The organism is Streptococcus parasanguinis (genome assembly GCF_001074805.1).
In the GTDB taxonomy this organism is placed as follows: domain Bacteria; phylum Bacillota; class Bacilli; order Lactobacillales; family Streptococcaceae; genus Streptococcus; species Streptococcus parasanguinis_A.
This window is the reverse complement of the sequence record NZ_JUPI01000140.1, coordinates 1-23147: the sequence shown is the minus strand read 5'-3', so window position 1 is coordinate 23147 and position 23147 is coordinate 1. Positions and strand designations below refer to the sequence as shown.

The window sequence follows — 23147 nt, the reverse complement described above, 5'->3', positions numbered from 1 at the left end:
CTATTGCTTACTGTCTTCTAGTATACACTTTTTCTTGGGCTTCTGCTCGTACCAACTCTTCATTAATGGTGGTGGTGATCATGTCCATGACTTTGACTGGCTTCCAGCTCTTCGATATTTCGCTTGTGAGCTCGGTGGGTTGCCAAGTCTTCATCCACTTCGATGGTGACATTTTGGAAGCCCCTCTCTTTGAGCAAGTCTCGGATAGACTCTTTACAGACCTCCATATGTTTGACATGCTCCAGACAAACATGAACAATAGCATTTTTCTCTAGTCCATCCATGGTCCAAAGATTAAGCTGATTGATACTAGCGACATTGTCCAACTGCTCTAAATCATTCTTAACTTGCTTGATATCTACCCCTTCTGGCACAGCATCCAGGAAAATCTTGAGCGTGCTCCAAAAACGTGGAATGGCTTTGGACAGAATAAAGAAGGAAATAGCAAGAGACAAGAGGGGATCTAGGATATACCAGTCAGTAAATCGGAGGACAATGGCCAACAAGATGACAGCCAACCAACCTAAGGTATCTTCCAAAAAATGCAGGCTGAGAATGGATTCATTCTTGGTTTGCCCCTTGCGAATGACCAGACTCGCCAGCACATTGACACTGATAGCAATCATTCCCAACCAAAGAAGCCCTTCGTCATTGACGGGCTGAGGGTGGAAAAGCTTGCTTACATTTTCTAAAATCACCATACCAGACCCAGTCATCAGAATGACTGCCGTTACTAAAGCCCCTAATAAGCTAAAACGCTTGTAGCCTAGGGTATAGCGACTATCCTCTTGACGATTGGAGATCGTTTCTAGAAAGGCCGAGAGGCCAATGGCTAGAGCATCCCCCAAGTCATGGACAGAATCAGCGAGAACAGCACTGGAACCAAAGATTCCCCCTGCAATAAACTCAACAATGGCAAAACTCAGATTCAAGAAAAAAGCCAGCCAAACTGCACATTTTGTCTTCATAATCCTCAATCCTCTGATATAATAGATTCATGAACATCTTGTTCATTATCATTATCTAACATTCACAACAGAAAGGATAGAAGCAAACCGTTCGCTATGTACGTTACTGAACAGTTTGTTCAAATTGTTCATATGACAACACAGGATCGTCGTATTACCAAAACTAGAAAAGCTATCTATTATGCTTTTTTACACTTACTTAACCAAAAAGATTATGAGACCATCACCGTTCAGGAAATTATTGACCGTGCTGATGTAGGGCGTTCAACTTTTTACAGCCATTACGAGAGTAAGGAACTCTTGCTGGATGAACTCTGCCAAAAACTCTTTCACCACCTCTTTGAGCGAGATGATCAGCTCTCTCCCCAAGACTACCTAGCCCATATCTTTCAGCATTTCAAGAAAAATCAAGACCATGTAACCAGTCTTTTGCTGTCAAAAAACGATTATTTTATCCGGCAACTGAAAAAAGAACTGGAACATGACGTCTATCCCATGATAGCAGATGAACTGATTCAAGCACACCCCAACATTCCTCACTCCTATCTCAAGCACCTGGTTGTCAGCCACTTCATTGAAACTCTCAGCTGGTGGCTAAAAAAGGGTAAGTCCTACACCGAGCAAGAAGTCATCCAGTTTTATTTGGAGATACTGCACGCAAACTCTAAATGAACCTCCTGTTATCTAGAAAGGACTAGCTTTCATGTCTACCTTACAATTTTATTTCCTTTTTCCGAGTTTATTCATGCTTCACGAACTCGAAGAAATCATTTGGATGCCATCTTTTGTCAAAAAACTATCAACCCATTTTCCAGATAATCGAATCCTTTCTTATTACACTCCTTTTACTTTCAATGCTATTGTCTTGGAGCAATTTCTGATCCTACTACTATCACTTTTTCTTAGTTACCAGTTTAACAACTATACTATTTACATAACCATTGTGATTGCTTATATCTACCATGTTTTTGGACATCTGATTCAGACAGTCGTTATTCGAAAATATGTGCCGGGATTGCTAACTGGTATTTTTACGAGTTTATTTTCTCTATTCTATCTCAAAAATAACGTACCAATCAATCTTTATTGGTACTCTTTTATCACTTTAATCCTTATCATTGTTAATCTTGTGCTTTCATTCATGGTTCTTCATAAGAAGACTCTCAAACTAAGGTAAGTTAAAGTCTTAAGTTCTTAACACTGTCACATTACATTTACTTTAATTATCCTAGAAAGAAAACAAATATGCCACTTTATTACATTTTCAACATTATTACAGCCTTATTTGCCCTTGCTTTTGCTCTTCTTCATTTATTAGTCAGCCTTTCCGAATTAAAAAGGGCAAGAAGACCCTTGGAATTTACCTACTTTTTCTAGGAAGTAGCCTTGCGGCCTTCTCTCTCATTCTCTACTTCTTTTTGCCGATTGTCGCACTATCTCTTTGGCTGATTGGTTGTGGGTTGATTTGCTACGGAGCCTATTGGAATGGCAAGCACAAAGAAAACTTCAATCCAGCCCACCATGTCTTTCGGATCGGAATTGCTCTGATTCTTACCTTTTTGTTAGCCCTCATCTAAGAAAAACTCAAGTTTTATCAATGAAAACTTGAGTTTTTGTATTTTCTATTTATCAAGCCATCAACACCATGAGTATCGGAATCACCACCATGGTAGCAAGGGTCGTCTCTGTCACCATGACCGCTGCGTAATCACTATCAGCTCCGTAGAGTCTGGCAACGACCGGGGCATTGGTCATCACTGGCATAGCGGACTGAATGATAAAGACCTGCTTCATCAAACTTGGTAGAGGCGCCCAGTAAACAATGGTCGCCATTATGAGTGGAGCAACAACGAAGCGTCCTAGTAGAATGAGGAGCTGATCTTTTCCAAGCACCAACTGCTTCACGCCTACATGAGATACCGACAAACCAATGAAAATCATGGATAAGGGGGTTGTTAAATTGCCTAGATACTGCAAATCACTGGCTAGAAATGCAGGGAGCTTTATCTGCAGCATCACCATGACTAGTCCCAAGATGAAGCCCATCAGAGGAGGTGAAAAGACTTTTTTCACACTCGTTTTGAGATCAAACTGAGCTTCTCCCTCACCGTCTCGCTGGATCAAGTAGGTCCCCAAGGTCCAGAAAAAGGTCGTATTACACATGTAATAGATCAAAACATAAGGAATACTAGCATCCCCGAAAAGGGCTTGGTTAATGGGGAGTCCCACGAAAATGGTATTGGAGTTAAAGAACATGGAAACAAAGAGGGCACGGCGGTCCTGTCTCACTGCAAAAATCCTGGCTACTGCTGTCGCTATTCCAAGCAAAACAGCCATAGACAGGGCAGGAAACCGCAATGCTGGCAACATTTTTAGGAGGTCAGCTGCTGTAAAACGCTGTGTGATGGTGTAGAGCATATAGCAGGGCAGAGCGATTTGAGTGACTAGCTTTGCGATCAAGCCACGTGACTTGTCATCAAACCAGCCTTTCTCACCTATGACAAAGCCCACTAATATCATCCCCAGAATGACCAGGATCCCCGATATGCTCTTAAGAAAGATATCCATGTTCTCTCCTTTTCTTTTTATAAATTTGAACTAGAAAACCCTTTATTTTCAAGTCTCAAAAACTACTCTAGTATATCACAAAAAGAGGTGGCACAAAATGCCCAACCTCTTGTATTTTATTGATTGTTACTAGTAGCCTTTCTTGGCCGCCTTGGTCCATTGGTACCAACCAACCAGACTATTGATCAAGTAAATAAAGTATTTCCCTTGAATTTGAAGGCTTTTTCCCCACCAAAGATAGATGGAGAATACATTAGTAGCCGCCCAGAAAATCCACTGTTCGCGGTAGACAGCCGTCATCAAGAGTTGGCCGACACCATTGGTCGCATCTGTAACGGAATCCCGGAAAGGCCGATTGGCTCCAACTGATTGGTAAATATAGCCAAATACCAGCCACCAAATGGCACTGATCGACAAGTACTTGGTCCAGCCTACCGCATCCAGCTTACGAGCAACAAACTCTTGCTCTTCCTTTTTGAACTGGGCTTGGTAGATCAAAAAGTGTTAAAAATAAGACAGTAACCTCAGAATAGATACTGTCTTATCTCTTTTTTTTACTTAAAGCCTTGATAGACTTGACAAATGGTAGAAAAGAACCGTGAGTTCTTGCCAGAAGCTGAAGTTAATCCTTCAACCTGGAAAACCCGCAGAGGTGACTTTTTCTATACATCTCGATTTTTCTGGCAATAATCATCAACCGATAAATATGTCTGTGAATCACCCAGCGACTCCGCTATGTCCATAATCCGCGGTGGTAGTAATCCTACTCGCTGGACAAGTTCGTGATCGCTGAACAATTCCCGTGGACTGCCGGCGAAGCCAAACTTCCCGTGTTCCATAACATACACCGACTCAAACTCGGCGGCGACCCAATCCATGTCATGGGTGATGGTCACAACTTGGTGGCCCGAATCAGCCAACTGATGGAAAATTGCGGTCAACTTGCGCCGGCTTTCCCAATCAAGCGACATCATCGGCTCATCAAATAAATAAATCGCCGGATCCACTGCCAAAACTGTGGCAACGCTCAACAGCTTGCGTTCCGACAATGACAGGTCATATGGACTTTCAGCTGTTTTATCATCCAAGCCAACTCTTTTTAGAGCCGCTAAAGCCCGCCTCGTAATCGTGTCGTGGTCATCCATGACCTGCGCGACACTCCACTCCACCTCTCGTTGAACGGTCGGGTTGAAAAGCTGATCGTCAGGATTCTGAAAAGTAATCCCAACCTTCAGTAACTTTTCGACTGGTTTAAGATCATTAAAATTTTCTCCATCGATCTTAATCACACCGGTTTGTGGTGTCAGCAAGCCCGTCAACAATTTGAAGAGCGTTGATTTGCCGGCACCATTTTGGCCGACAATCGCCACCATCGGATCGGCGAAGTGTTTGTCTTCAACATCCAAGCTAAAGGACCGTTCCGGATAAGTGAACGTCAGGTGGTTCAGTTCAATTGTGGACATAACGAACCTCCTTCAGATCAGCGTCATTCACCGGATACCGGCCATCAGCCAAGTGCCAATCCATTTTTTGAGCAAGTTGCTGGATTGTCGGGGCTGGAATCTGCCAGTCAGCTGCCAAATGATTAAACACCTCACCCGGCCTGCCCTGGGCTACCATTTGACCCTCATGCAGCACCCACACAACGTCGGCGACTTCGCACAAATCGTCAATTTCACTGGTGACAATGAAGACAGTCGTCTCTTTGACTTGGGCCAGCCATTGGAAAAATTGCCGGCGGCCAAGGGGATCCATCTGACTGGTCGGATCATCCATAATCAAAACAGCCGGATTAGCCACAATCGCCGTGGCAATTGCCAACCGCTGGATCTGACCACCGGAAAGGCTCTCGGGACGCAAATTCAGCTGTTCAATCAGCCCCAATTGCGTGGCAACTTCTTCAACCCGTTTTTGAATCAGTCCTTCAGCCATTCCCTGATTAATCAAGTCAAAGGCGATTTCATCGGCAACCGTGTCTGCCAACCCGCTTAGTTGGCCAGCTGGATTTTGCAGTACAACTCCATTCATGGCATTATAAACGGGCCAATTGTCGGACACTCGCTGGCCAAACATGTGCCAGTCGCCCTCAATCTCAGCAGACACAATTTTGGGAATGACCCCTGCCAGCACACGGCACAAAGTCGATTTGCCGGAGTGGCTATTCCCGATAATCCCAACCACCTGGCCGGTATGAACCTCCGCGTTAATCTGACGCAGTTGTGGTTGCTCAGTACCCGGATAACGGGTGGTCAAATTTTCAATTACAATCCGTTTATCTTCGTCCATATCTTCCACCCAATCAATAAAATTGCCAATCCAGTCAGACCAATGTGCAGCGTCCGCGACAGGCGATACACGCGCTGGGAGGTTCTGACAGTCCGGTTGGGATTATCAAAACCTCTCAGTTGGAGAGAAATCGACCGCGCCATCGATTGATCCAATGTCTTAATCACCAATGGAATTAGAACCGGCAGGACTGACTTTAATTTCTGAATCAACGTTTTTTGCGGATTGGTTCCGCGAACTTTTTGTGCCTGCTGGATTTTCCGCATATTGCGCATCATTTCCGGCAAAATATAACACACCGACATCAGAACGTAGACGGTTTTATAAGACAATCCGGACAGTTCCAAATAGGCCGCGTTTTCTGAAATACTCGTGGTCACCATAAAAAAGCCACTGGTCAAAATAATCACCAATACTCGACAACCCAGAGTGGTGGCGTAAATCAGGCCTTCTTTGTAGAACGACACCCCAAGCACAGAGAACAGCACAGTTTGATTCCGACTGTAAAATAACCCTTGGATGATCAGCATGGTGCAAATCAGAAACAGACTGAATCCCAGCGCCTTAAAGATGGTAGAACTCAATTTGGAAAATAACAATAGCAGTGTTGCGACAAGAATTAATCCGGCCTGAAGTAATAAATTCATACTGGCAAAGCTCAACAACGTCATGTCCAAGATGAACAAGAGCTTAGTAATCGGATCGATCACCTGGTACCACTTGAGCTTGACCCGTGGCGCTCCAGAAATCAATGTTTGATCAGTCATCATTTATCACCGCTAAAGAAGTGCACCATCCGCTTCGGCAGCTGACGATAGATGAAGAATGCCAGGTAGGCCACGCAGACTTTATCCAAAATATCCAAGACAAACTCATCGGTAAATGAGGCCAGCCACACTGGTGCATGATTGGCGACCATTACCGCAAACAATGAGTCACCCCAAGCGATACCGGTCTGACCACCCCAAAAGATGACGTTGAGTGGCGTTGAAATGACAGCTGAAACTATGGCAATAATAATAGCAGAAACAAATACTCGTCGCGCTGACGAGAACCACCCATTGGCGTGCAAAACTCCGACAGCAATCCCAATTCCGATGCTGGTAATCGCATACACGGTTGAAATTGGCGATAAGGTCAGCCCATAGATCACATTGTTGATGAAACCACTGATGGCACCGGCAACCGGCCCAGCCAACATGCTGGCAAGAAAGGTTCCCAAAGACCCCAGCCAAACGGGCAACTTTAACCCCTCCGCCAAGGCTTTAGCAACATAGTTAATCCCCACGGCAGCGGGAATCAAAGTCATGGTGGCAGCACTTAACTTAAATTTCCACATACTGGTACGATGAATCGGTTCTGTTTTCATAATCTTCTCCTTTTGTTTTTAAAGAGCCGTGTCTGTTTAGACTTTCGGACGCAACGCTCTATAGATTTTTATGGTTGAACTGCCTTCATTCTAGCAGAATCACCTTAGTCGACATCGGATCCTCTCCTTGAAAACACTTGTTCAACAGTTCACAATTAATCATACTCCCTTTCCCTAAAATGTCAAGGATTTTTTAAAATTTTCTTGAAAATGTTCGGAAAATGGGTTTCAACTACTCCCCTAACCCTAATTGAAAGGGTTGTCCCCCCATCATCCAATCATTTAAGGCCAGAAGAACAAAAACAAACACCATTTCTGGTGTTTGCTTCATTTTAGACTAGCTTATTTTTTCTTTTTCTTCAAAATATAAACAGCGATACTTGCCAAGACAAAGGCTAAGACAAGACTAATGATAGAGATCGTCGTACCCGTATTTGGTAAGAATCCTAAGATTTTACCTGGTTTCTTCGGCTCTGGTTGGCTTGGTTTTTTAGGTTCGGGTTGACCCGGTTTCTTTGGTTCAGATGAACTTGGCGGAGTTGGTTGTTTCGGAGTTTCTTTTGGAACATGCTTGTTTGTAATCACCACATTTCCTTTACCATCCTCGTCATTACGAGCTTCATAGCCCTTTGGAACACTGACTTCTCTCACTGTATAAGTGATTGTGTTTCCATTTGCTTTTTCATCCAAATCTGCAAAGGTATGGGTCCACTTGTTTTCAGCTGATAATTCTATTTCTTGGCCAACTCTTTGATCATTAGCATAGAGCTGAACGTGAATGTTCTTCGGACGAAGACCATCCTTGTCATTCTCATCATCCCACTTCTTGGTAACAGTGATGCTTGTCTTACCAGGTGCATGGGTGTTGGTAATGGTATAAGCAGCTTGATCGATCGCAGTTGTATATTCAGCTACTTTCTCTTCTTGAATTGTATAGACGATTTCTTTACCATCCTTGAATTTTGGAAGACCTGTAAAGTTCTCTTTCCAATCTGTCGCATTGGTGAGTTCTTTTTGGGCAACTTTTTCACCATTGGCTAGAAGATTTACCACGATACTTGCTGGGCGAAGACCATCTTGATTGTCTTGGTCATTCCAAATCTTGGTCACTGGAATATCGATCACCGCTGGCGTATGCGTATTGGTCAAGATCGTGTGAGCAGGATCAGAGGTATCAGCAGTTACTTGGTAGTCTTCAGGAACAGCCACTTCTTCCACACGATAGCTAATGGCTTGGCCAGCTTTCTTTTCAGGCAACTTGCTGAAGGTGTGGGTCCACTTATTGTCCGCTGACAATTCAACTGGATCTCCTACTTTTTCATCACCAGCATAGAGTTGAACCTTAATGGATTTTGGACGGAGGCCATCTTGGTCATTGGCATCATCCCACTTCTTAGTGACTTTCATCTCTGTAAGAGCTGGTTCATGCGTGTTTGTCAAGACAACATTCGCCTTGTCCTTATCATTTACCGTCACTTTGTAACCATCTGGGACAGCTACTTCTTTAACCGTATAAGTAACGGCTTTTCCAGTTGCCTTGGCATCAAGGTTTTCAAATGCACCTTTCCAATCATTCGCTGCAGAAAGTTCTAATACTTGGTCAGTAGGAACGCCATCTTTGTACAATTGAACTTGAATGTTGGCTGGGCGTAGACCATCTTGGTTATCAGCATCTTCCCACTTCTTGCTCACTTCTACTTTGGTCTTTTCTGGAGCGTGCGTATTGGTCACGACTACTTGGCCTGGATTCGTTGCTTCGACGGCTTGGGTGTAGCCTTCTGGGACATCGATTTCTTTGACGGTATAGTTGATAACTTGGCCAGCTTTCTTCTCGTCTAGGTTTGAGAAGGTATGGGTCCATTTGTTATCTGCTGACAATTCAACAGATTGACCAACTTTTTCATCCCCAGCATACAATTGAACCTTAATCGTTTTTGGACGGAGGCCATCTTGGTTATTGGCATCTTCCCAGTTTTTGGTAACGGTGAGGCTTGTCTTACCAGGTTTGTAGCTATTGGTGATCGTTGTTCCATCAATCTTAGTGGTGTAATTGTCCACTTTATCCTCAGTCACTGTGTAGACAACTTTTTGACCATCTTTATAGACGGGGAGGTCTGTGAAGGTATAGTTCCATTCATTTCCTTGACCAGCAAGATCGATTGATTGCACTTCTTTTCCATTGGCTAAGAGGTGAACTTTGATAGTTGTAGGTCGAAGACCGTCTTGGTTATCGGCATCATCCCAGACTTTCTTGACGGTAACTGTCGTGGTCTCAGGAGTGCGTTTATTGGTGATGGTTGCTTTTCCATCTGTAAAGCTGGCTTCTTCTGTATCAACCGTATAATGAGTCGGTACTTTCACTTCTTTGACCGTATAGGTATTGAGCTTGCCATTGCTGTCTTTATCTGGAAGGTTCGAAAAGTGAGCTTTCCAGTCCGTTGCAGCGGAGACCGTGACTGGTTTTCCTTGCGCTTTTCCGTTCTTATAGAGTTGGAATTCCACATTTGATGGGCGAAGCCCTTCTTGGTTGTCTTGGTCATCCCAAACTTTTGAAGCTTCAAGATCTATATACTTGATATCTGCTTCATTCGCGATTTCTAGAGGAAGAGCTTTTGAGCCGACAGCTTTTCCATCCACCGTGACGTGGTAGATTTGCTTGTCTGCATCATAGGTCACAACCACTGCATGATCTGTTTCATCCAACTTGTAATTTGCAGGTGCTTTGGTTTCTTTGAGCGTATAGTTTCCTTCTGTTAAGGTGTTAAAGGAAAGTTCTCCATTCTTATCAGAAGTTGCCGTCGCAACAACAGCTCCATTTGCATCTGTTAAGGTGAATGTAGCACCTTCAAGGACTTTCTTCGGATTGTCCTTATCGACTTTCTTGACTTGGAAAGCTGCTGAGAAGATTTGTGCTGTTACGGTATTGGACTCACGGTTTCCTTCGTGGCCTTTAGCCTTGTATCCAAATTGGTTATGGGCTTGGACTACACCGGAACGTCCACCGTTGTCTTCATTATCTTTGGTACGTTTTTGCATCAAGTCTTTGACGTCGTTTGTCAACTCAGTTGGGTTAACAACTGGGACACCAAAGTTTGCTTCACTACGGGCTGGGATCGTCGTTCCTTTATCAGCCACAAACTTGATACCCGTCACTTGACTGTAATCTGCTACAGCTGTCGTCCAGATATCCTTATCTGCAGCCTGCTCCATGGTGTCACTTGTGACACTAGGATCTGTCGTGTAGTAGACTGTCCAACCTTCAGGGGCAGCTATAGGTCCACGAAGACTAACCGTATATTCCGTCAAACGATTTGACCCATCTAGGGTATTGACATCGTGTACTTTTGGTAGAGCATCGTAAACAACTCCGTCTTCGACTGGCTTGTCTGTATTGTTTTTAATGGTGATCTTGTAGTTAAAGGTTTCACCAGGTTTGAAGGTACGAGTAACAGTAGATGCATCGGATAGATCATCATTTTTAGCAATGTATTTGCGAGCATAGATCCCTTCTGCTGCGACAATCGTATAATTTGATTGAGCATAAGGAATCTTATCGGTTGTTGATCCATTCCCGTTTAAGTCATAGACATCTTCGGTAACTCGATCAGGGTTGGCATTTTCAAGATCGTGGATTCCGTCTCCTGCCACATATACTTTATTGGTGAAGATTCCACCGTCATCTTTTCCTTTTAAATCGGCTACGATAAACGGTAAACGCACACGATTAAGATCCATAAGAGAAGCTTTAATAAACTCTTTTTGGTCCAAATGCATCACAATAGCGGTTCGACCTGAATTGTGGTAATTTTCAATGACCTCGTAGCTCTTAAGGAATTTCATACCTTTTTCACTAGAGGCAAGGTTTCTCTCAAAATCTTTAAAATCGACTTTAAGGGTATTCGGATCATAAAGATCAATAATCCGTAGGTCTCCATAATTCTTATCAGGATCTAAAACTACTTTGGTTGCCATCAAACCAAAACGAATATTTTGTCCATCAGTATAGCGAACATCATTGTAATCAGTCGTTTTTGCAATTTCAAAGCTTTCCTTCATAGGAATCAGCTTAAAGCTCCAATCTGCTGACTGATCTTTGGCAACGTTTGACTGTGTTTTATAAGTCACACGGCCTGTATTCTTGTAGACATTTTTGGTCGCATCGTTTTCATCGTAACGAGTCTTTTCTGGATCCTTAAAGCTTGTATAGGTATTGAGGCGAATTCCTTGACCAGATGGAAGGACAAAATCATCCTTCATTTCCATCCGCCAGCCGACAACCGTTCCATACTTGGTCAAATCAATTAGACCGTTTCCATCTTTATCTGCTTCTGACTGGATTTCTTTGGTGCTACCATCCTCCATGGTCAAGATAATTCGTTTGACAATGGTATGGATTTGTTTCCCAATCCCATAGTTTCCTTCCATCAGGCGACTATAATCGATCCTGGTAAACTTCAAGCGAGGGTCCACAGTCTCATCGTAAAAGACAAAATTCTTCTGCGGTGAAGGGGTATTGTTGGCGAAATTTAGGTACCATTTATAATTAGCAGACTTGTATTCGGTTGAGTCATAAACATCCCCATCCGCCCGTTTGGCAAAGCTTCCAGCCCCTTCAAGGTCACGTGAAGTCAAACGGAAAATAAGGGAATCTTCCGCTGTAATATCTGGTTCTCCCTCTCCACGGTTGGCAGGAATTCCTACGATGCTACCAGTATTGGTCAAATCCTTGCTAAGGACGTCCTTGAGGGTTTGGTCTTTTTCTAAGACCAAATCAGGGAATTTCAAGTAGAGGTAACTAGTATCCTTGATTTTGGTCATAAATTCTTGGTGATAAGCTGCTGGATTGTTGCTTGCATCCGCCTTGAAAGTCTTCGTAACGGTACCATCTCCATTGTCTACCCAGCCTTCAGACTTGGTTGTATCAAGAACAGCTGTGCGAGTCTGCCCACTCTTATCTGTATAGGTTGGTAACTTATCAGTGATCGTTGCTGATTCTAACTGACGGTATTGACCACCGTATTGACCACGCATTCCGTCCAATTGGAAGGCAAATGGGACAGAAGTTGGTGTTTCAATATAGTTCTTTCCATCCGCACCTTTGACAATACCTGGCATTGCTTCCGCATAGTCCTTAGACATGGCTTCGTTCAAGTTTTGGTTGATGTACTTGGTGAAACGATAATCGTTGTACTTAGGCTTCCAAATGATATCATTGAGCGCTGTTTCTTGCCCATTGATGTTCAATGTTCCTGTGATATCTAGCGAGTAATTCGTCGGTGGATACCCGATTGTAAACCTCCCGATAAAAGGCAAGGTCAACACTTCTGATTTTTGGTAATTGCTAAAGTGAAGGGTGACTTGATAATCATCACCAACCTTTGTTACCGTTGGTTTATCATGCTCTGAGGCACTATTAAAGTCTGGAATGCTGACTTCTCTGAGGTACTTGCCTGGTACTTTCAAAGTAATCGCGACATCGTTAATGTCGGTTGTCAAATTTTTAGGGGTAATCTGGATATAGCCAGACATGGTATCCCCTGTAAAATAGGACATGCCACCTGGATGGTCTTGTTTGTCCCCATACAAGAGGGTAACATCTAAGGCTCCGTTATCTCCAACTGCTAGCTGGTTGGCATAGGCAGTTACAGCCCCTTGACCAATCTGGCCTAGCATCATGAGAATCGTTAAAATGGCAAAACCTTTTTTCAAAAATGTTTTCCATAATGAACTAAGCTTTTTCATGTTTTATCTCCTTACTTTTGTTAGCCTTCCAAAAAGGCCCTCCTTTTAATTTTATCAATTATTTTTTAGAATATCTATTGCTTTTCAAATTAAATAATAAATATTTAATAATATAGACATTGTTTGCGCTAATGTCTATATTATAAGTCACTATCTGGTAATGATTTCCCCATCTTGCTATTCAAGGGCAATCAAATGAAACATCTATAAATGAAGTGGGGCAGGCCTAACAATCCTTATCCCCCTTAATTTGTCCATACAAAAAACCTCAAACACAACTGTTTGAGGTTTGTACACCCTACTATTGGTTGGTTATTTCATCTAACTCTTCACCATTTGAAGGAATCTTTTGTTTTTCCCTTCTATCTCGTACCAACAGCATGGCCACTCCAAAGAGATGGCTGCTAAACAAGGCCACCACAAAAATCAGCTTGCCTCTGTCTGGATAAGAAAGAGGGAGAGTCCTAAAGCCATAGCGCGCCAACTCGATAAAGATCGGATGGGAAAAGTAAAGGGCCATACTCATCTGTTTTAAATACTGTAGATCATAGGTTTTTAGAAAAGACGATCGCAGGCAGGCATTGACAAAATAAACGGTCACAAAAGGAAGGAGAAAGAAAAAGTTCTTATCGATTCCTTCATTTCTAAAGATGATCATGCCTTCTAAACAGAAGAGTCCAAAGGCAAGAGCTACTTTTTGCCAACGGTGAACCCTAAAGCTTGGTGAATCAAAATGATCATACAGATAATAACCCATAAAGATAAAAATAGGCGTATAGAAGAGACCATTTCGCGCTGTGAAAAATAGGTTGCTATAGAGCTGGTAGCCTTTTAGAAGACTCGTGGTATCCAGATAAGCCGAATAGGTCTCGATCAAGCCCCAGCAATAGAGGAGCAAGGTGATCCCCCCTGCCCAAACCATGCCCAAGCGTTTGACCAGTTGATTGACCAAAAACCAGCCTAGTAAAAAGGCTGGGATATACCAGAGTTGGTAACACATCCCCAGATAGACCAGAGCAATCAAGATTCCTGCTGGAAAGAGATAGACAGGGAGTTGGAGACTAGAAAAAAAGATCCAGGCATATGGAAGATAGACACAACTCCAAAATACATAGTTTTTAACGATTTTGACCAGATAGGCTTTCATTTTCCTTGCATCCTTTAGGGATTGCTTAAGAAAAAAGCTAGCACAGATGATAAAAAATGGCACCGCTAGCCGTCCAAGGATGCTCTTGAGACCAAAATGCACCGGCTCATAAGAAGTTAAGCGACCACTGTGCACCAAAATCACTGCAATCGCAAAAAGGTATTGAAAGAGACTAATACTAGAAGTATTGTAGAGGGAATTCTTTTGCATGTTCCTACTCCTTGCAAAATGCAGATTCTAAGGTTATTTTAGCATGAAAGAGAGGCCTGGACAAGGAATCTTTAGAACCTGATCTACCTTTTTTTCTCTATTTTTGATATACTCAAAGCATGCATAAACAAACGATTATTGATTTTAAAGAACTTGGATTGAGACATCTTTTCACCAAGCCCATAAAGGAATTAAAAACCAGAGACATCGACCAGGTAGAGACTCTTCTAAGAGAGGTAGAAGCCTATCAGGAGGCTGGTTTTTATGCCGTTGGCTATGTCAGCTATGAGGCTGCTCCTGCTTTTGAGAAAAAATTAGCTGTCCATCCTGCACCCCTCATGGGAGAGTATCTCCTCTATTTTACTATCCACGAGGAGGTCGAAACTCTTCCTTTTCCAGAGGACTATGAAGCTGTGAATCTTCCAGCCAATTGGAAGGAAGAGGTAGAGGCTCCTGCCTACCAAGAAGCGATCAAGACCATACATCACCACATCCGCCAGGGAGACACCTACCAAGTCAACTACACCGTCCAGCTTTCTCAAGAGCTAGAGGCGGATCCTTTGGCCATCTACAACCGACTAGTGGTGGAGCAGAAGGCCCATTACAATGCCTTCATCCAGCACGATGATGTCTCCATCCTCTCCATCAGTCCTGAGCTCTTTTTTGAACAAGAAGATCGTCTATTGACCACGCGCCCTATGAAGGGAACGACACGCCGTGGGCTCACCAACCAAGCGGATCTCAAAGAGGCAGCCTGGCTAGAAGCGGATCCCAAAAATCGAGCAGAAAACATGATGATTGTGGATCTCCTCCGCAATGACATGAATCGGATTTCGGAAATTGGAAGTGAGCAGGTGACCCGCCTCTGCCAAGTCGAGCAGTACTCCACCGTTTGGCAGATGACGTCGACCATTGAAAGCCGCTTGCGACCCGAAGTCGATCTGGTCCAAACCTTCCAAGCCCTCTTCCCTTGTGGATCGATCACAGGCGCACCAAAGATTTCTACTATGGAAATCATCCAAAAGACAGAGATTGCTCCTCGTGGAGTCTACTGCGGAACGATTGGCATCCTTCTTCCAAGAGGGAAACGGATTTTTAATGTGGCCATCCGGACCCTTCAAATGCAAGGCAGCAAAGCTATCTATGGTGTTGGTGGTGGCATTACTTGGGATAGTAAATGGGAAGGCGAATACCAGGAAACCAAACAAAAATCGGCTGTCCTCTACCGACAAGAGCCTCGATTTGAGCTCCTGACGACCGGTCTCATCCATCAAGGAGAGCTGACTTTCCTAGAGCAACACCTGACCCGTTTGAGAGAAGCCAGCCGCTACTTTGCCTATCCTTATAATGAGCCAAAACTCCTGAACGACCTTCAAGAACAACTCGCTCATGTAGATCCTAGCCTTGACTACCGTTGTCGCATTGCCTTGCAGAAAAACGGAAGCTTCCAGCTGACGATCACCGAGCTAACAGACTTGCCAGCTAGCTATCTACAGGCCCAACTGACAGAGCAGAAGCTTGATTTAGCGACGCCATTTACTTATTTCAAAACGAGTCAGCGAAATCATTTAGCTACTAAACATCACGAGCAGATCTTCTATCTGCCTGATGGCAGTTTGTTAGAAACGACCATTGGCAATCTTGTCCTTGAAATCAAAGGCAAGCTCTATACCCCACCAGCTCATCTCCCATTATTAGATGGCATCTACCGGCGCCATCTTCTTGAGACCCAGCAGGTGGAAGAAAAACTCTTGACGCTGAACGATTTAGAACTTGCTGACAGAGTCTATGCCTGCAATGCTCTTCGTGGTCTCTACGAACTCGATTTTCAAAGAAAGGATTCCTAATGAAACTGATTTTTTTACATGGACTAGGGCAGGATGTCCTCTCTTGGCAAGGAGTCCAATATGCCCTTTCACCCATGCACTCCAAAACTTTTGATATTTTCTCTCATCCAAGCGAAAGCTATCAGGAGGTCAAAGCAAGGCTGATGGAGCGCCTCCAGCAAGAGAGTGAACCCTTTATTCTGGTAGGCCTCTCACTAGGTGGTGTCCTTGCACTTGATCTCTCCAGCCAAGACTTTCCACAACTCAAGGGATTGGTCCTTGCAGGAACACAATACAAGCTCACCACCAATCCCCTCTACAGGCTCCAGATCCTCCTCTTTCGTCTGCTTCCCAAGCATGTCTTTGAAAAGCAAGATGCCAATAAACAACAGATGCTTCAAATCTTGACCGAATTAAAAGGACTCAATTTAACTGATACCGCCAAAACTTGCCCTCTTCCTACCTTAGTAGTTTGCGGTAGCAGAGATTGGGCCAATCAGTCTTCTTCTAAGAAGTTGGCAAAACTCCTTCCCAAAGGTCACTATCAAGAAATCGCAGACGGAGGCCATCTACTCAATACAGAGAAACCCTATGAACTCGCGCAAGCCATCAAGGAGTTTGTAGCTGGGTTTTAAAATGAAGAGGCTAACTTAAAAAACAGTTCCTCTCAATGTAGATAAAGTATTTTTCATGTTACATAACTTAAAAAATCAAGAAATTTAAAGAAATGTTTATTTTCTAAAGTTACTCATGAATACCTTGAGGCTTCCCACCGTGAGAAAAGTCCTTGAAATAGTGATATTTCAAGGACTCGGGAGTTTTGAAACTTTAGGTTCAAAACTAAGTCATGGAACTTCTTCGAAGTTCGCTGACGTCCGTCCTCACTTAAGGAAAGCCTCTAGAAAACTTAAAACTACAAGTAACGACTAACTTTTAAAAGGTTAGTCGTTTTTTTAGAAATATTTGAGAATTACTTGATAGTTATTTGAAAAGCAAGCTGTATACTAAGAGTGTAAAGAAAACAACTAGTCATTTGGACGAAGGAGAAAACCATGGAAAAAGTATTAGAAATTTCCCATTTGAGTAAAAAGTTCGGTCAACAATACGCCTTAAATGATGTGAATCTGAGCATTCGCAAAGGTGATGTCTACGGCCTGATCGGTAAGAACGGGGCAGGGAAAACCACCCTCATCAAGGTCATCACCCAGCTGATTCAAGAAACTGACGGAAGCGTCTCCCTCTTTTCTTCTTCAAATCGCTCCCAGTGGACTCAAGCCCTGAAACGGGTCGGATCCGTCATTGAAAGCCCCGTGGCTCACAAGCATATGACCGCCTACCAAAACTTAGTCTACTATTGCAAGGCTCGCCATATCCCAAATCCCGACCAGGTCATCAAAGAAACCTTGAATTATGTTGGCCTGAATAATACTGGTAAGAAGAAATTCCGTGATTTTTCACTGGGGATGAAACAACGGTTGGGAATTGCCATCGCGCTCATTGCCAAGCCCGACTTCCTCATTCTAGATGAACCCATCAATGGCCTTGATCCGGTCGGAATCAAGGAGTTCCGTCAGATGATCAAGCGCCTCAATGATGAACTCGGCATGACCATCCTCATTTCCAGTCACATCCTCTCTGAACTCTATCTGGTTGCCAATCGTTTTGGCATTGTCGACCAAGGACGCCTAATCAAAGAAATTAGCAAGGCTGAATTCGAGGAGCAAGGCGAAGACTACATCATCCTCAAGACCAGCCAACTAGCCCTTGCGAGTCAACTGATTCAAGATCAACTCCATCACCGTATCAAAGTCATCGATAAGGATGGAGAAATCCATATTTTCGGACAAACTCACGATATTAAAGTCATTGTCAAAGCTCTCGTTCAAGCAGATATTGATGTGGACGAAATCTACTATGCCCGCCAAGATCTGGAGAAATTCTTTACGGACTTGGTAGACTAGTCAACCCACCGTCTTGTATTACTTATCCCACACATTTCATTTAGGAGATTTATCATGTTGCATACCATTCAAGCAGATTTTTATAGACTTTTTCGCTCCAAAGGTTTTTGGATTACAGAAGCCATTCTCGTTCTCAACATCCTGTCTGGAGTCATTTTTGGCGCTACCGGTCACGTCGGTGTCAATACGGAATCCAAATTACCCCAAGCGACAGAAGTTTGGACGGGCTTTAAAGCCTTGACCAACTACTCCGCCAGCATCAGTGTGACCATTCTCTTTACCATTATTGTCATCACCTTGGTCCTGGGAACAGACTTAACACAAAACTTATACAAGAACAGTCTGGCCTACGGCGTTTCGCGTACCAGCTACTACTTTGCCAAAAGTGCAGTTGTCCTGACCATTGCTCTCTTCCAATTCCTTGTTTCTTATGGTCTTGTCTTCTTGCTCGCGACCTTCTACAATGGAATCGGGACCATGCCTGAGCACTTCCTTGCTCATTTTGGACTAACCGTGCTGATTCAGTTCCTCTCCACTCTAGCTTGGGTCAGCATCATTTCCTTCCTCCTTTATGCCAGCCAATCCATCACCTTGGCCTTCGTTGGCTACTTCATTGGAAATATCTTCTTAAGCCTTCCTGCGCTCTTCTTTAAAGACATTGATCTTCTCCACTATCTAAACTTGGAATTCCAATATTCCATGGTCCAAAGTACGACAGCAACAAACAACACCCTCTCGATCGCTCTTGGCTTCATCCTTGTTTTCGGCTTCCTAGGACTAGCTACATTTAAACACAAAGATTTATAACAAAAAGGCTTGAGCACTGCTCAAGCCTTATTTTTTAATGTAATGGTTAAGATAAACCAGTCTGCCTCCGTTGCCAGTTGCAAGTCTCCCCCTAAGATCTCTACAAAATTCTGAATGATGTAGAGACCCAAGCCAGAAGACTCTTCTGTATCCGATAGATTTTCTGAGTAGAATCGACTAGCCAGTTGGTCTAAATGCTGAATCGGTTGTTGCACAATATTGCGCAGCTCGACCCGAATCGTGTCCGTGTCCGACATCAGGGTCAAACGTGCCTGCTCCTTCCCATGCTTGAGGACATTGCTGAGCATATTTTGCAAGAGGCGATCCCAAAGCTCAGGATCGGTAGCATAATGGAGATGCTCTTCTAACTCTACCTCTAAGGCAATCCCCGCCTCAGACAAGCTATCATAATACTGGAATAACTGCTGGGTTAGCACTTGGCTGAGATTGACGTCTGAAAGCCGAGGCTGGATGGCTCCCTCCATCAAGCGTCTGTACTCCAAGAGAGATTCCAATCGTTTTGAGACGACTTGAAGATTGGAAGCAATTTTCTTCAGCTTTTCCTCTTCCTGCGTCCCACCCTTGATGATTTGTTGGGTATAGCCCGATGCAATGGTCAAAGGCGTCCGGATATCGTGGGCAATATTACTAATGGCCATATCCAAGGTCTTTTTCTCTTGAAAGGCAATCCGATTGGTCCGCTCGATCTGATCAAAGAGATCACTGACCTGCTTGGTCAAGGCGACCAATTCTTTTTTTGAGACCTGAGAGGTCAACCGTACCCCACTCCCATTTTGGAGCTTCTGTTGAATCTGCTCCTGCAAATCTTTGAGAGCAGAGAGTAGGCGAAGGTAACCCAGTCCAAAGAGAAGGACAAGGACAACTAGAACTAGAACCAATCCCCACATTACTTGTCTCCTTTCAAGCGAACTCCCAAGCCCCAGACGGTTTCAATATAGTCCTCATTAGGATCGAGCTGAGCAATTTTCTTTCGGAGGTTGCTCAACTGGGCATTGAGCGTATTGTCTCCAGGCAGATAAACTTCTTCCCAGACCGCTTCATACAATTCTTCTTTGGTGAAAATCTTCTTTGGATGCGCCAGCAAGGTTTCAAATATTTGAAATTCTTTTTTGCCCAAGCGAAGCGTCTGTTCGCCAGATTCCAGTTCAAAGGTTTCTGGATTCAGGACCAGATTTTTAAAGGTCAGCTTTTTCGATGATGGAGTTTCCTGTGCCGGAGTGTTGTTATTTCTCAGCTGTACCGTTACCCGAGCTGCCACTTCGTCCAGATTAAAGGGCTTGACGATATAATCATTGGCACCTGCAAGGAGATACTGGCTAATGAGGTGTTTGTCTCCAAGAGCGGTCATCATGATGACCGGCACCTGACCCTGCAAACGGATCTCCTCCAGGACCTGATCGCCATTTTTCCCTGGAAGCATGATATCGAGAAGGACCAAATCAATGCTTTCTTGCTGGAAGAGCCGGAGCCCTTCTGTACCTGAAAAAGCCTGAAGGACCTCATGGTCTTCACTTAAGAGACTGTATAAAATTTCTTGGATATCATTATTATCCTCGATTAATAAAACTCGTGCCACTTGCCTCACTCCTTTTTCCTTTGAACTCCAAATCATTTCTATTCCTCTAGCCTATCAAATAAAGGGACCTTCGTCAATGAAAATCTGATAAAATCCTATAGTCCCCCTGCAAATCTGCATGTTAGGTCATCACAAGATGAACTTGACGATCCTTTCTTTCAAAAGGTATAATAGGACCAATGACACAATAGGGAGACCAGTTTATGAAAAATAATGCTAAAACTAAAATCAGCCTTGTATCCATCCTCGTCATCCTGGGTGTTGCTGCAAGAATGATGCGAGTCATCCACCGCCAGCAAATCAGGGAGCAAAACAGACAAACCATTCAAACGACTAAAAAGGTTGCAGAGTTTCAGAAAACACTAGACGAGGAAGAAACGAAGAAACGGAACGAAACCTTCAAAAAGATTTATAATGAATCTCTTGTTCGGAATAAGTTTGAGAATTGGCAAAAAGTCGATGAACTTCATGGTTTGGGACAAAGAACTGGGCAATTTTATATCTATAACTTTGAAAAAAAAGAAGAGATTCTCTTAGAGAATACTGATCAAGCATTTGTTCTACCTATTCGACACAAGAGTGATAACGTCACATTTCAGGCTATCTTTGCCCACAAGGACGGTCAGTGGCACATCATGAATCCAGACGGGAGTTCGCAGTTGCAACTAGGAGAAGCCAGCATTTCCGCTGAATCTAAGTTTGTCATCGAAAACAATGTCTTAGACTACGACCAGTAAATCAGTGACGACTTGCCTTAACTACATACAAAAAGCTTAGGACCCCAACTTGTGGTTGGAATTCTAAGCTTTTTAGTTTGCTGCCAGTGAGTCATCCAGAAGATGGTTTAGCTCTAGGGGAGACTTTTATTTAACAGAAGCCCCATTGGTCTCAATGACTTCTTTGTACCAATAGAAGGATTTCTTACGTGAGCGGGCTAAAGTTCCTTTTCCTTCATTGTCCCGATCGACATAGATAAAGCCGTAGCGCTTCTTCATTTCTCCAGTCCCGGCAGAGACCAGGTCAATACAGCCCCAAGTCGTATAGCCCCAGAGGACAACACCATCTTCGTTAATGGCATCTCGCATGGCCTTGACATGGGCCGCCAGGTAGTCAATCCGGTAATCATCCTCAATCTCCCCTGCTTCATTTGGTGTATCAACTGCCCCTAATCCATTTTCCACGATAAACATGGGCTTTTGATAACGATCCCAGATAGTATTGAGGGTAATGCGGAGACCAAGAGGGTCAATTTGCCAACCCCATTCCGAGCTTTCTAGGTAGGGGTTCTTCAGAGAGGCAAAGATATTGCCCGCTGTTTTCTCCCTTTCAGCTGGATCACCTGAAGCGACCCGACTAGCATAGTAGGAGAAGGAAATAAAGTCCACCGTATGCTCTTTCAATAATTGCAGGTCCTGCTCGGTCATCTCAACCGTGATTCCCTGACGCTCCCACTCTTTCTTAGCATAGTTTGGGTATTCCCCACGCGCCTGCACATCGATGAAGCAATAGTTCTTGCGGTCTTCTTCTAGACCAGCCCAGACATCTCGCGGAGCACAGGTATGAGGATAGTTTGGTCCTGCTGCCAACATACAGCCGACCTTGTTGTTCGGATCAATCTCATGGGCTAGCTTGGTGGCAATGGCTGAAGCGACCAACTCATGGTGAGCTGCCTGGTATTTGACTTGCTCTTCATTCTCCCCTTCTTCAAAGCAGAGCCCCGCTCCCATAAAAGGCGCATGAAGGATCATATTGATTTCATTAAAGGTCAGCCAGTAGTTGACCAAGCCCTTATAGCGAGTGAAGAGGGTTCGGCAGAGACGTTCATAACATTCCAACATCTTGCGACTACGCCAGCCACCATACTCAGTAATCAAATGCATGGGGCAGTCAAAGTGGGTAATGGTCACCAAGGGATCAATGCCATACTTGTGGCACTCCTTAAAGAGGTCTTCATAGAACTGTAGACCCGCTTCATTTGGCTCCAATTCATCCCCTTTCGGGAAAATCCGAGACCAGGCAATGGACAAGCGATAGGTTTTAAAGCCCATTTCCCCAAAGAGGGCAATGTCTTCCTTGTAGCGATGGTACATATCAATACCTTCTTTAGCTGGGTAAAAATAGCCCTCTTCAAAGTCGAACATCTTTTTCTGACCCGTAATAATCGCATGACGATCAGGCCCAATCGGTACCACATCCACATTGGCCAAGCCACGGGCATCTTCATTATAAGCTCCCTCACACTGGTTAGCAGCCGTCGCTCCACCCCAAAGGAAACCATCTGGAAATTGAAGTTTGTCGGTCATCTCTCTACCTCGCTTGATTTGATAGTTCTATTATACCCTTCTCCTTCCAAAAAATCCTACAAGATCCTATGAAAAACTGATACTATTCTAAGGTAACTATCGCTTTCATGCAACACAAAAAATCCGGAGGACTCCGATCTTTTAAAATGCATACAAATTATTTTTTGCCAAATATAATATTGGACTTTCTTAAATCTAATAAATTCTGTTAAATATAGAAAAATTATATTCGTTAGAATTATTCAATCATCTACTGAAACTTTCCGCCGTGAGAAAAGTGCTAGAAACAATCGTGTTTCTAGCACTCGGGAGTTTTGAAACTTTAGGTTCAAAACTAAGTCATGGAACTTCGTAGAAGTTCGC

General features: G+C 43.7%; 18 protein-coding genes and 2 pseudogenes. 8 read left to right on the top strand and 12 right to left on the bottom strand.

Features of this window, described 5'->3' with window-relative positions:
• Nucleotides 1-62: 62 nt before the first annotated feature.
• Nucleotides 63-968, bottom strand: a complete 906-nt coding sequence (locus ADI76_RS10070) for a cation diffusion facilitator family transporter (RefSeq protein WP_049516264.1) — start codon at nt 966-968, stop codon at nt 63-65.
• A gap of 132 nt (nt 969-1100) precedes the next feature.
• Here ADI76_RS10070 and ADI76_RS10065 point away from each other — a divergent pair, with 132 nt between their 5' ends.
• The 3 genes and pseudogenes from ADI76_RS10065 to ADI76_RS11850 all read left to right on the top strand — a co-directional run bounded on the left by ADI76_RS10065 (nt 1101) and on the right by ADI76_RS11850 (nt 2545).
• A complete protein-coding gene (locus tag ADI76_RS10065) occupies nt 1101-1640 on the top strand; it encodes a TetR/AcrR family transcriptional regulator (protein WP_239683640.1) in 540 nt (179 codons plus the stop codon).
• 31 nt (nt 1641-1671) lie between these two features.
• Nucleotides 1672-2145 carry an HXXEE domain-containing protein gene (locus tag ADI76_RS10060; RefSeq protein ID WP_049516259.1) on the top strand — a complete coding sequence of 158 codons (474 nt, stop codon included), beginning with the start codon at nt 1672-1674 and terminating at the stop codon, nt 2143-2145.
• 68 nt (nt 2146-2213) lie between these two features.
• Nucleotides 2214-2545 (top strand): annotated as a pseudogene (locus ADI76_RS11850) (glucuronide permease).
• A 52-nt stretch (nt 2546-2597) separates the two neighbouring features.
• Here ADI76_RS11850 and ADI76_RS10050 read toward each other — a convergent pair.
• From ADI76_RS10050 to ADI76_RS10015, 8 genes and pseudogenes are all read right to left on the bottom strand, one after another.
• Nucleotides 2598-3536 (bottom strand): AEC family transporter, encoded by a 939-nt coding sequence (locus tag ADI76_RS10050; RefSeq protein ID WP_049516257.1) that lies wholly within the window; start codon nt 3534-3536, stop codon nt 2598-2600.
• Between the two features lie 129 nt (nt 3537-3665).
• A pseudogene (pnuC, locus tag ADI76_RS10045) lies at nt 3666-4031 on the bottom strand (nicotinamide riboside transporter PnuC); the annotation flags it as partial.
• 167 nt (nt 4032-4198) lie between these two features.
• The gene (locus tag ADI76_RS10040) at nt 4199-4999 is read right to left on the bottom strand and encodes an energy-coupling factor ABC transporter ATP-binding protein (RefSeq protein WP_049516255.1); all 801 of its coding nucleotides are present in this window, start codon (nt 4997-4999) and stop codon (nt 4199-4201) included.
• The gene (locus ADI76_RS10035; RefSeq protein ID WP_049516252.1) at nt 4986-5822 is read right to left on the bottom strand and encodes an ABC transporter ATP-binding protein; all 837 of its coding nucleotides are present in this window, start codon (nt 5820-5822) and stop codon (nt 4986-4988) included. Before ADI76_RS10035 ends, ADI76_RS10040 begins: the two co-directional genes overlap by 14 nt.
• Nucleotides 5798-6589, bottom strand: coding sequence for an energy-coupling factor transporter transmembrane component T (locus tag ADI76_RS10030; protein ID WP_171963570.1), 792 nt, complete (start codon nt 6587-6589; stop codon nt 5798-5800). The genes ADI76_RS10035 and ADI76_RS10030 overlap by 25 nt, the downstream gene beginning before the upstream one ends.
• Nucleotides 6589-7191 (bottom strand): hypothetical protein, encoded by a 603-nt coding sequence (locus ADI76_RS10025; protein WP_021153833.1) that lies wholly within the window; start codon nt 7189-7191, stop codon nt 6589-6591. Before ADI76_RS10025 ends, ADI76_RS10030 begins: the two co-directional genes overlap by 1 nt.
• A gap of 342 nt (nt 7192-7533) precedes the next feature.
• Nucleotides 7534-12933, bottom strand: coding sequence for a Cna B-type domain-containing protein (locus tag ADI76_RS10020; protein ID WP_049516250.1), 5400 nt, complete (start codon nt 12931-12933; stop codon nt 7534-7536).
• Nucleotides 12934-13234: 301 nt separating this feature from the next.
• Entirely contained in the window at nt 13235-14290 is a 1056-nt protein-coding gene (locus ADI76_RS10015) for an acyltransferase family protein (RefSeq protein WP_049516248.1), read from the bottom strand.
• 119 nt (nt 14291-14409) lie between these two features.
• On the opposite strand from ADI76_RS10015, the gene pabB reads away from it, so the two are divergent.
• The 4 genes from pabB to ADI76_RS09995 all read left to right on the top strand — a co-directional run bounded on the left by pabB (nt 14410) and on the right by ADI76_RS09995 (nt 18884).
• The gene (gene pabB, locus ADI76_RS10010; protein ID WP_049516245.1) at nt 14410-16137 is read left to right on the top strand and encodes an aminodeoxychorismate synthase component I; all 1728 of its coding nucleotides are present in this window, start codon (nt 14410-14412) and stop codon (nt 16135-16137) included.
• Nucleotides 16137-16751, top strand: a complete 615-nt coding sequence (locus tag ADI76_RS10005; RefSeq protein WP_049516244.1) for an alpha/beta fold hydrolase — start codon at nt 16137-16139, stop codon at nt 16749-16751. The genes pabB and ADI76_RS10005 overlap by 1 nt, the downstream gene beginning before the upstream one ends.
• Nucleotides 16752-17168: 417 nt before the next feature.
• The gene (locus ADI76_RS10000) at nt 17169-18077 is read left to right on the top strand and encodes an ABC transporter ATP-binding protein (RefSeq protein ID WP_049516243.1); all 909 of its coding nucleotides are present in this window, start codon (nt 17169-17171) and stop codon (nt 18075-18077) included.
• Nucleotides 18078-18131: 54 nt separating this feature from the next.
• Nucleotides 18132-18884, top strand: a complete 753-nt coding sequence (locus ADI76_RS09995; protein WP_049516240.1) for an ABC transporter permease — start codon at nt 18132-18134, stop codon at nt 18882-18884.
• A 20-nt stretch (nt 18885-18904) separates the two neighbouring features.
• Here ADI76_RS09995 and ADI76_RS09990 read toward each other — a convergent pair whose 3' ends face one another.
• Nucleotides 18905-19792 carry a sensor histidine kinase gene (locus tag ADI76_RS09990; RefSeq protein WP_049516238.1) on the bottom strand — a complete coding sequence of 296 codons (888 nt, stop codon included), beginning with the start codon at nt 19790-19792 and terminating at the stop codon, nt 18905-18907.
• Nucleotides 19792-20481: a response regulator transcription factor gene (locus ADI76_RS09985; protein WP_049516289.1), complete on the bottom strand. Its 690-nt coding sequence runs from the start codon at nt 20479-20481 to the stop codon at nt 19792-19794. The genes ADI76_RS09990 and ADI76_RS09985 overlap by 1 nt, the downstream gene beginning before the upstream one ends.
• Nucleotides 20482-20684: 203 nt before the next feature.
• Here ADI76_RS09985 and ADI76_RS09980 point away from each other — a divergent pair, with 203 nt between their 5' ends.
• On the top strand, nt 20685-21218 hold the full coding sequence (locus tag ADI76_RS09980) for a hypothetical protein (protein WP_049516236.1): 534 nt from the start codon (nt 20685-20687) through the stop codon (nt 21216-21218).
• Between the two features lie 126 nt (nt 21219-21344).
• Here the strand turns inward: ADI76_RS09980 and ADI76_RS09975 are convergent, their stop codons facing one another.
• On the bottom strand, nt 21345-22784 hold the full coding sequence (locus ADI76_RS09975; RefSeq protein ID WP_049516234.1) for a 6-phospho-beta-glucosidase: 1440 nt from the start codon (nt 22782-22784) through the stop codon (nt 21345-21347).
• Nucleotides 22785-23147 lie beyond the last annotated feature (363 nt).

Coding starts and splice junctions, on each gene's coding strand:
- ADI76_RS10070 (WP_049516264.1), bottom strand. CDS start 968: ATGAAGACAAAATGTGCAGTTTGGCTGGCTTTTTTCTTGAATCTGAGT.
- ADI76_RS10065 (WP_239683640.1), top strand. CDS start 1,101: ATGACAACACAGGATCGTCGTATTACCAAAACTAGAAAAGCTATCTAT.
- ADI76_RS10060 (WP_049516259.1), top strand. CDS start 1,672: ATGTCTACCTTACAATTTTATTTCCTTTTTCCGAGTTTATTCATGCTT.
- ADI76_RS10050 (WP_049516257.1), bottom strand. CDS start 3,536: ATGGATATCTTTCTTAAGAGCATATCGGGGATCCTGGTCATTCTGGGG.
- ADI76_RS10040 (WP_049516255.1), bottom strand. CDS start 4,999: ATGTCCACAATTGAACTGAACCACCTGACGTTCACTTATCCGGAACGG.
- ADI76_RS10035 (WP_049516252.1), bottom strand. CDS start 5,822: ATGGACGAAGATAAACGGATTGTAATTGAAAATTTGACCACCCGTTAT.
- ADI76_RS10030 (WP_171963570.1), bottom strand. CDS start 6,589: ATGACTGATCAAACATTGATTTCTGGAGCGCCACGGGTCAAGCTCAAG.
- ADI76_RS10025 (WP_021153833.1), bottom strand. CDS start 7,191: ATGAAAACAGAACCGATTCATCGTACCAGTATGTGGAAATTTAAGTTA.
- ADI76_RS10020 (WP_049516250.1), bottom strand. CDS start 12,933: ATGAAAAAGCTTAGTTCATTATGGAAAACATTTTTGAAAAAAGGTTTT.
- ADI76_RS10015 (WP_049516248.1), bottom strand. CDS start 14,290: ATGCAAAAGAATTCCCTCTACAATACTTCTAGTATTAGTCTCTTTCAA.
- pabB (WP_049516245.1), top strand. CDS start 14,410: ATGCATAAACAAACGATTATTGATTTTAAAGAACTTGGATTGAGACAT.
- ADI76_RS10005 (WP_049516244.1), top strand. CDS start 16,137: ATGAAACTGATTTTTTTACATGGACTAGGGCAGGATGTCCTCTCTTGG.
- ADI76_RS10000 (WP_049516243.1), top strand. CDS start 17,169: ATGGAAAAAGTATTAGAAATTTCCCATTTGAGTAAAAAGTTCGGTCAA.
- ADI76_RS09995 (WP_049516240.1), top strand. CDS start 18,132: ATGTTGCATACCATTCAAGCAGATTTTTATAGACTTTTTCGCTCCAAA.
- ADI76_RS09990 (WP_049516238.1), bottom strand. CDS start 19,792: ATGTGGGGATTGGTTCTAGTTCTAGTTGTCCTTGTCCTTCTCTTTGGA.
- ADI76_RS09980 (WP_049516236.1), top strand. CDS start 20,685: ATGAAAAATAATGCTAAAACTAAAATCAGCCTTGTATCCATCCTCGTC.
- ADI76_RS09975 (WP_049516234.1), bottom strand. CDS start 22,784: ATGACCGACAAACTTCAATTTCCAGATGGTTTCCTTTGGGGTGGAGCG.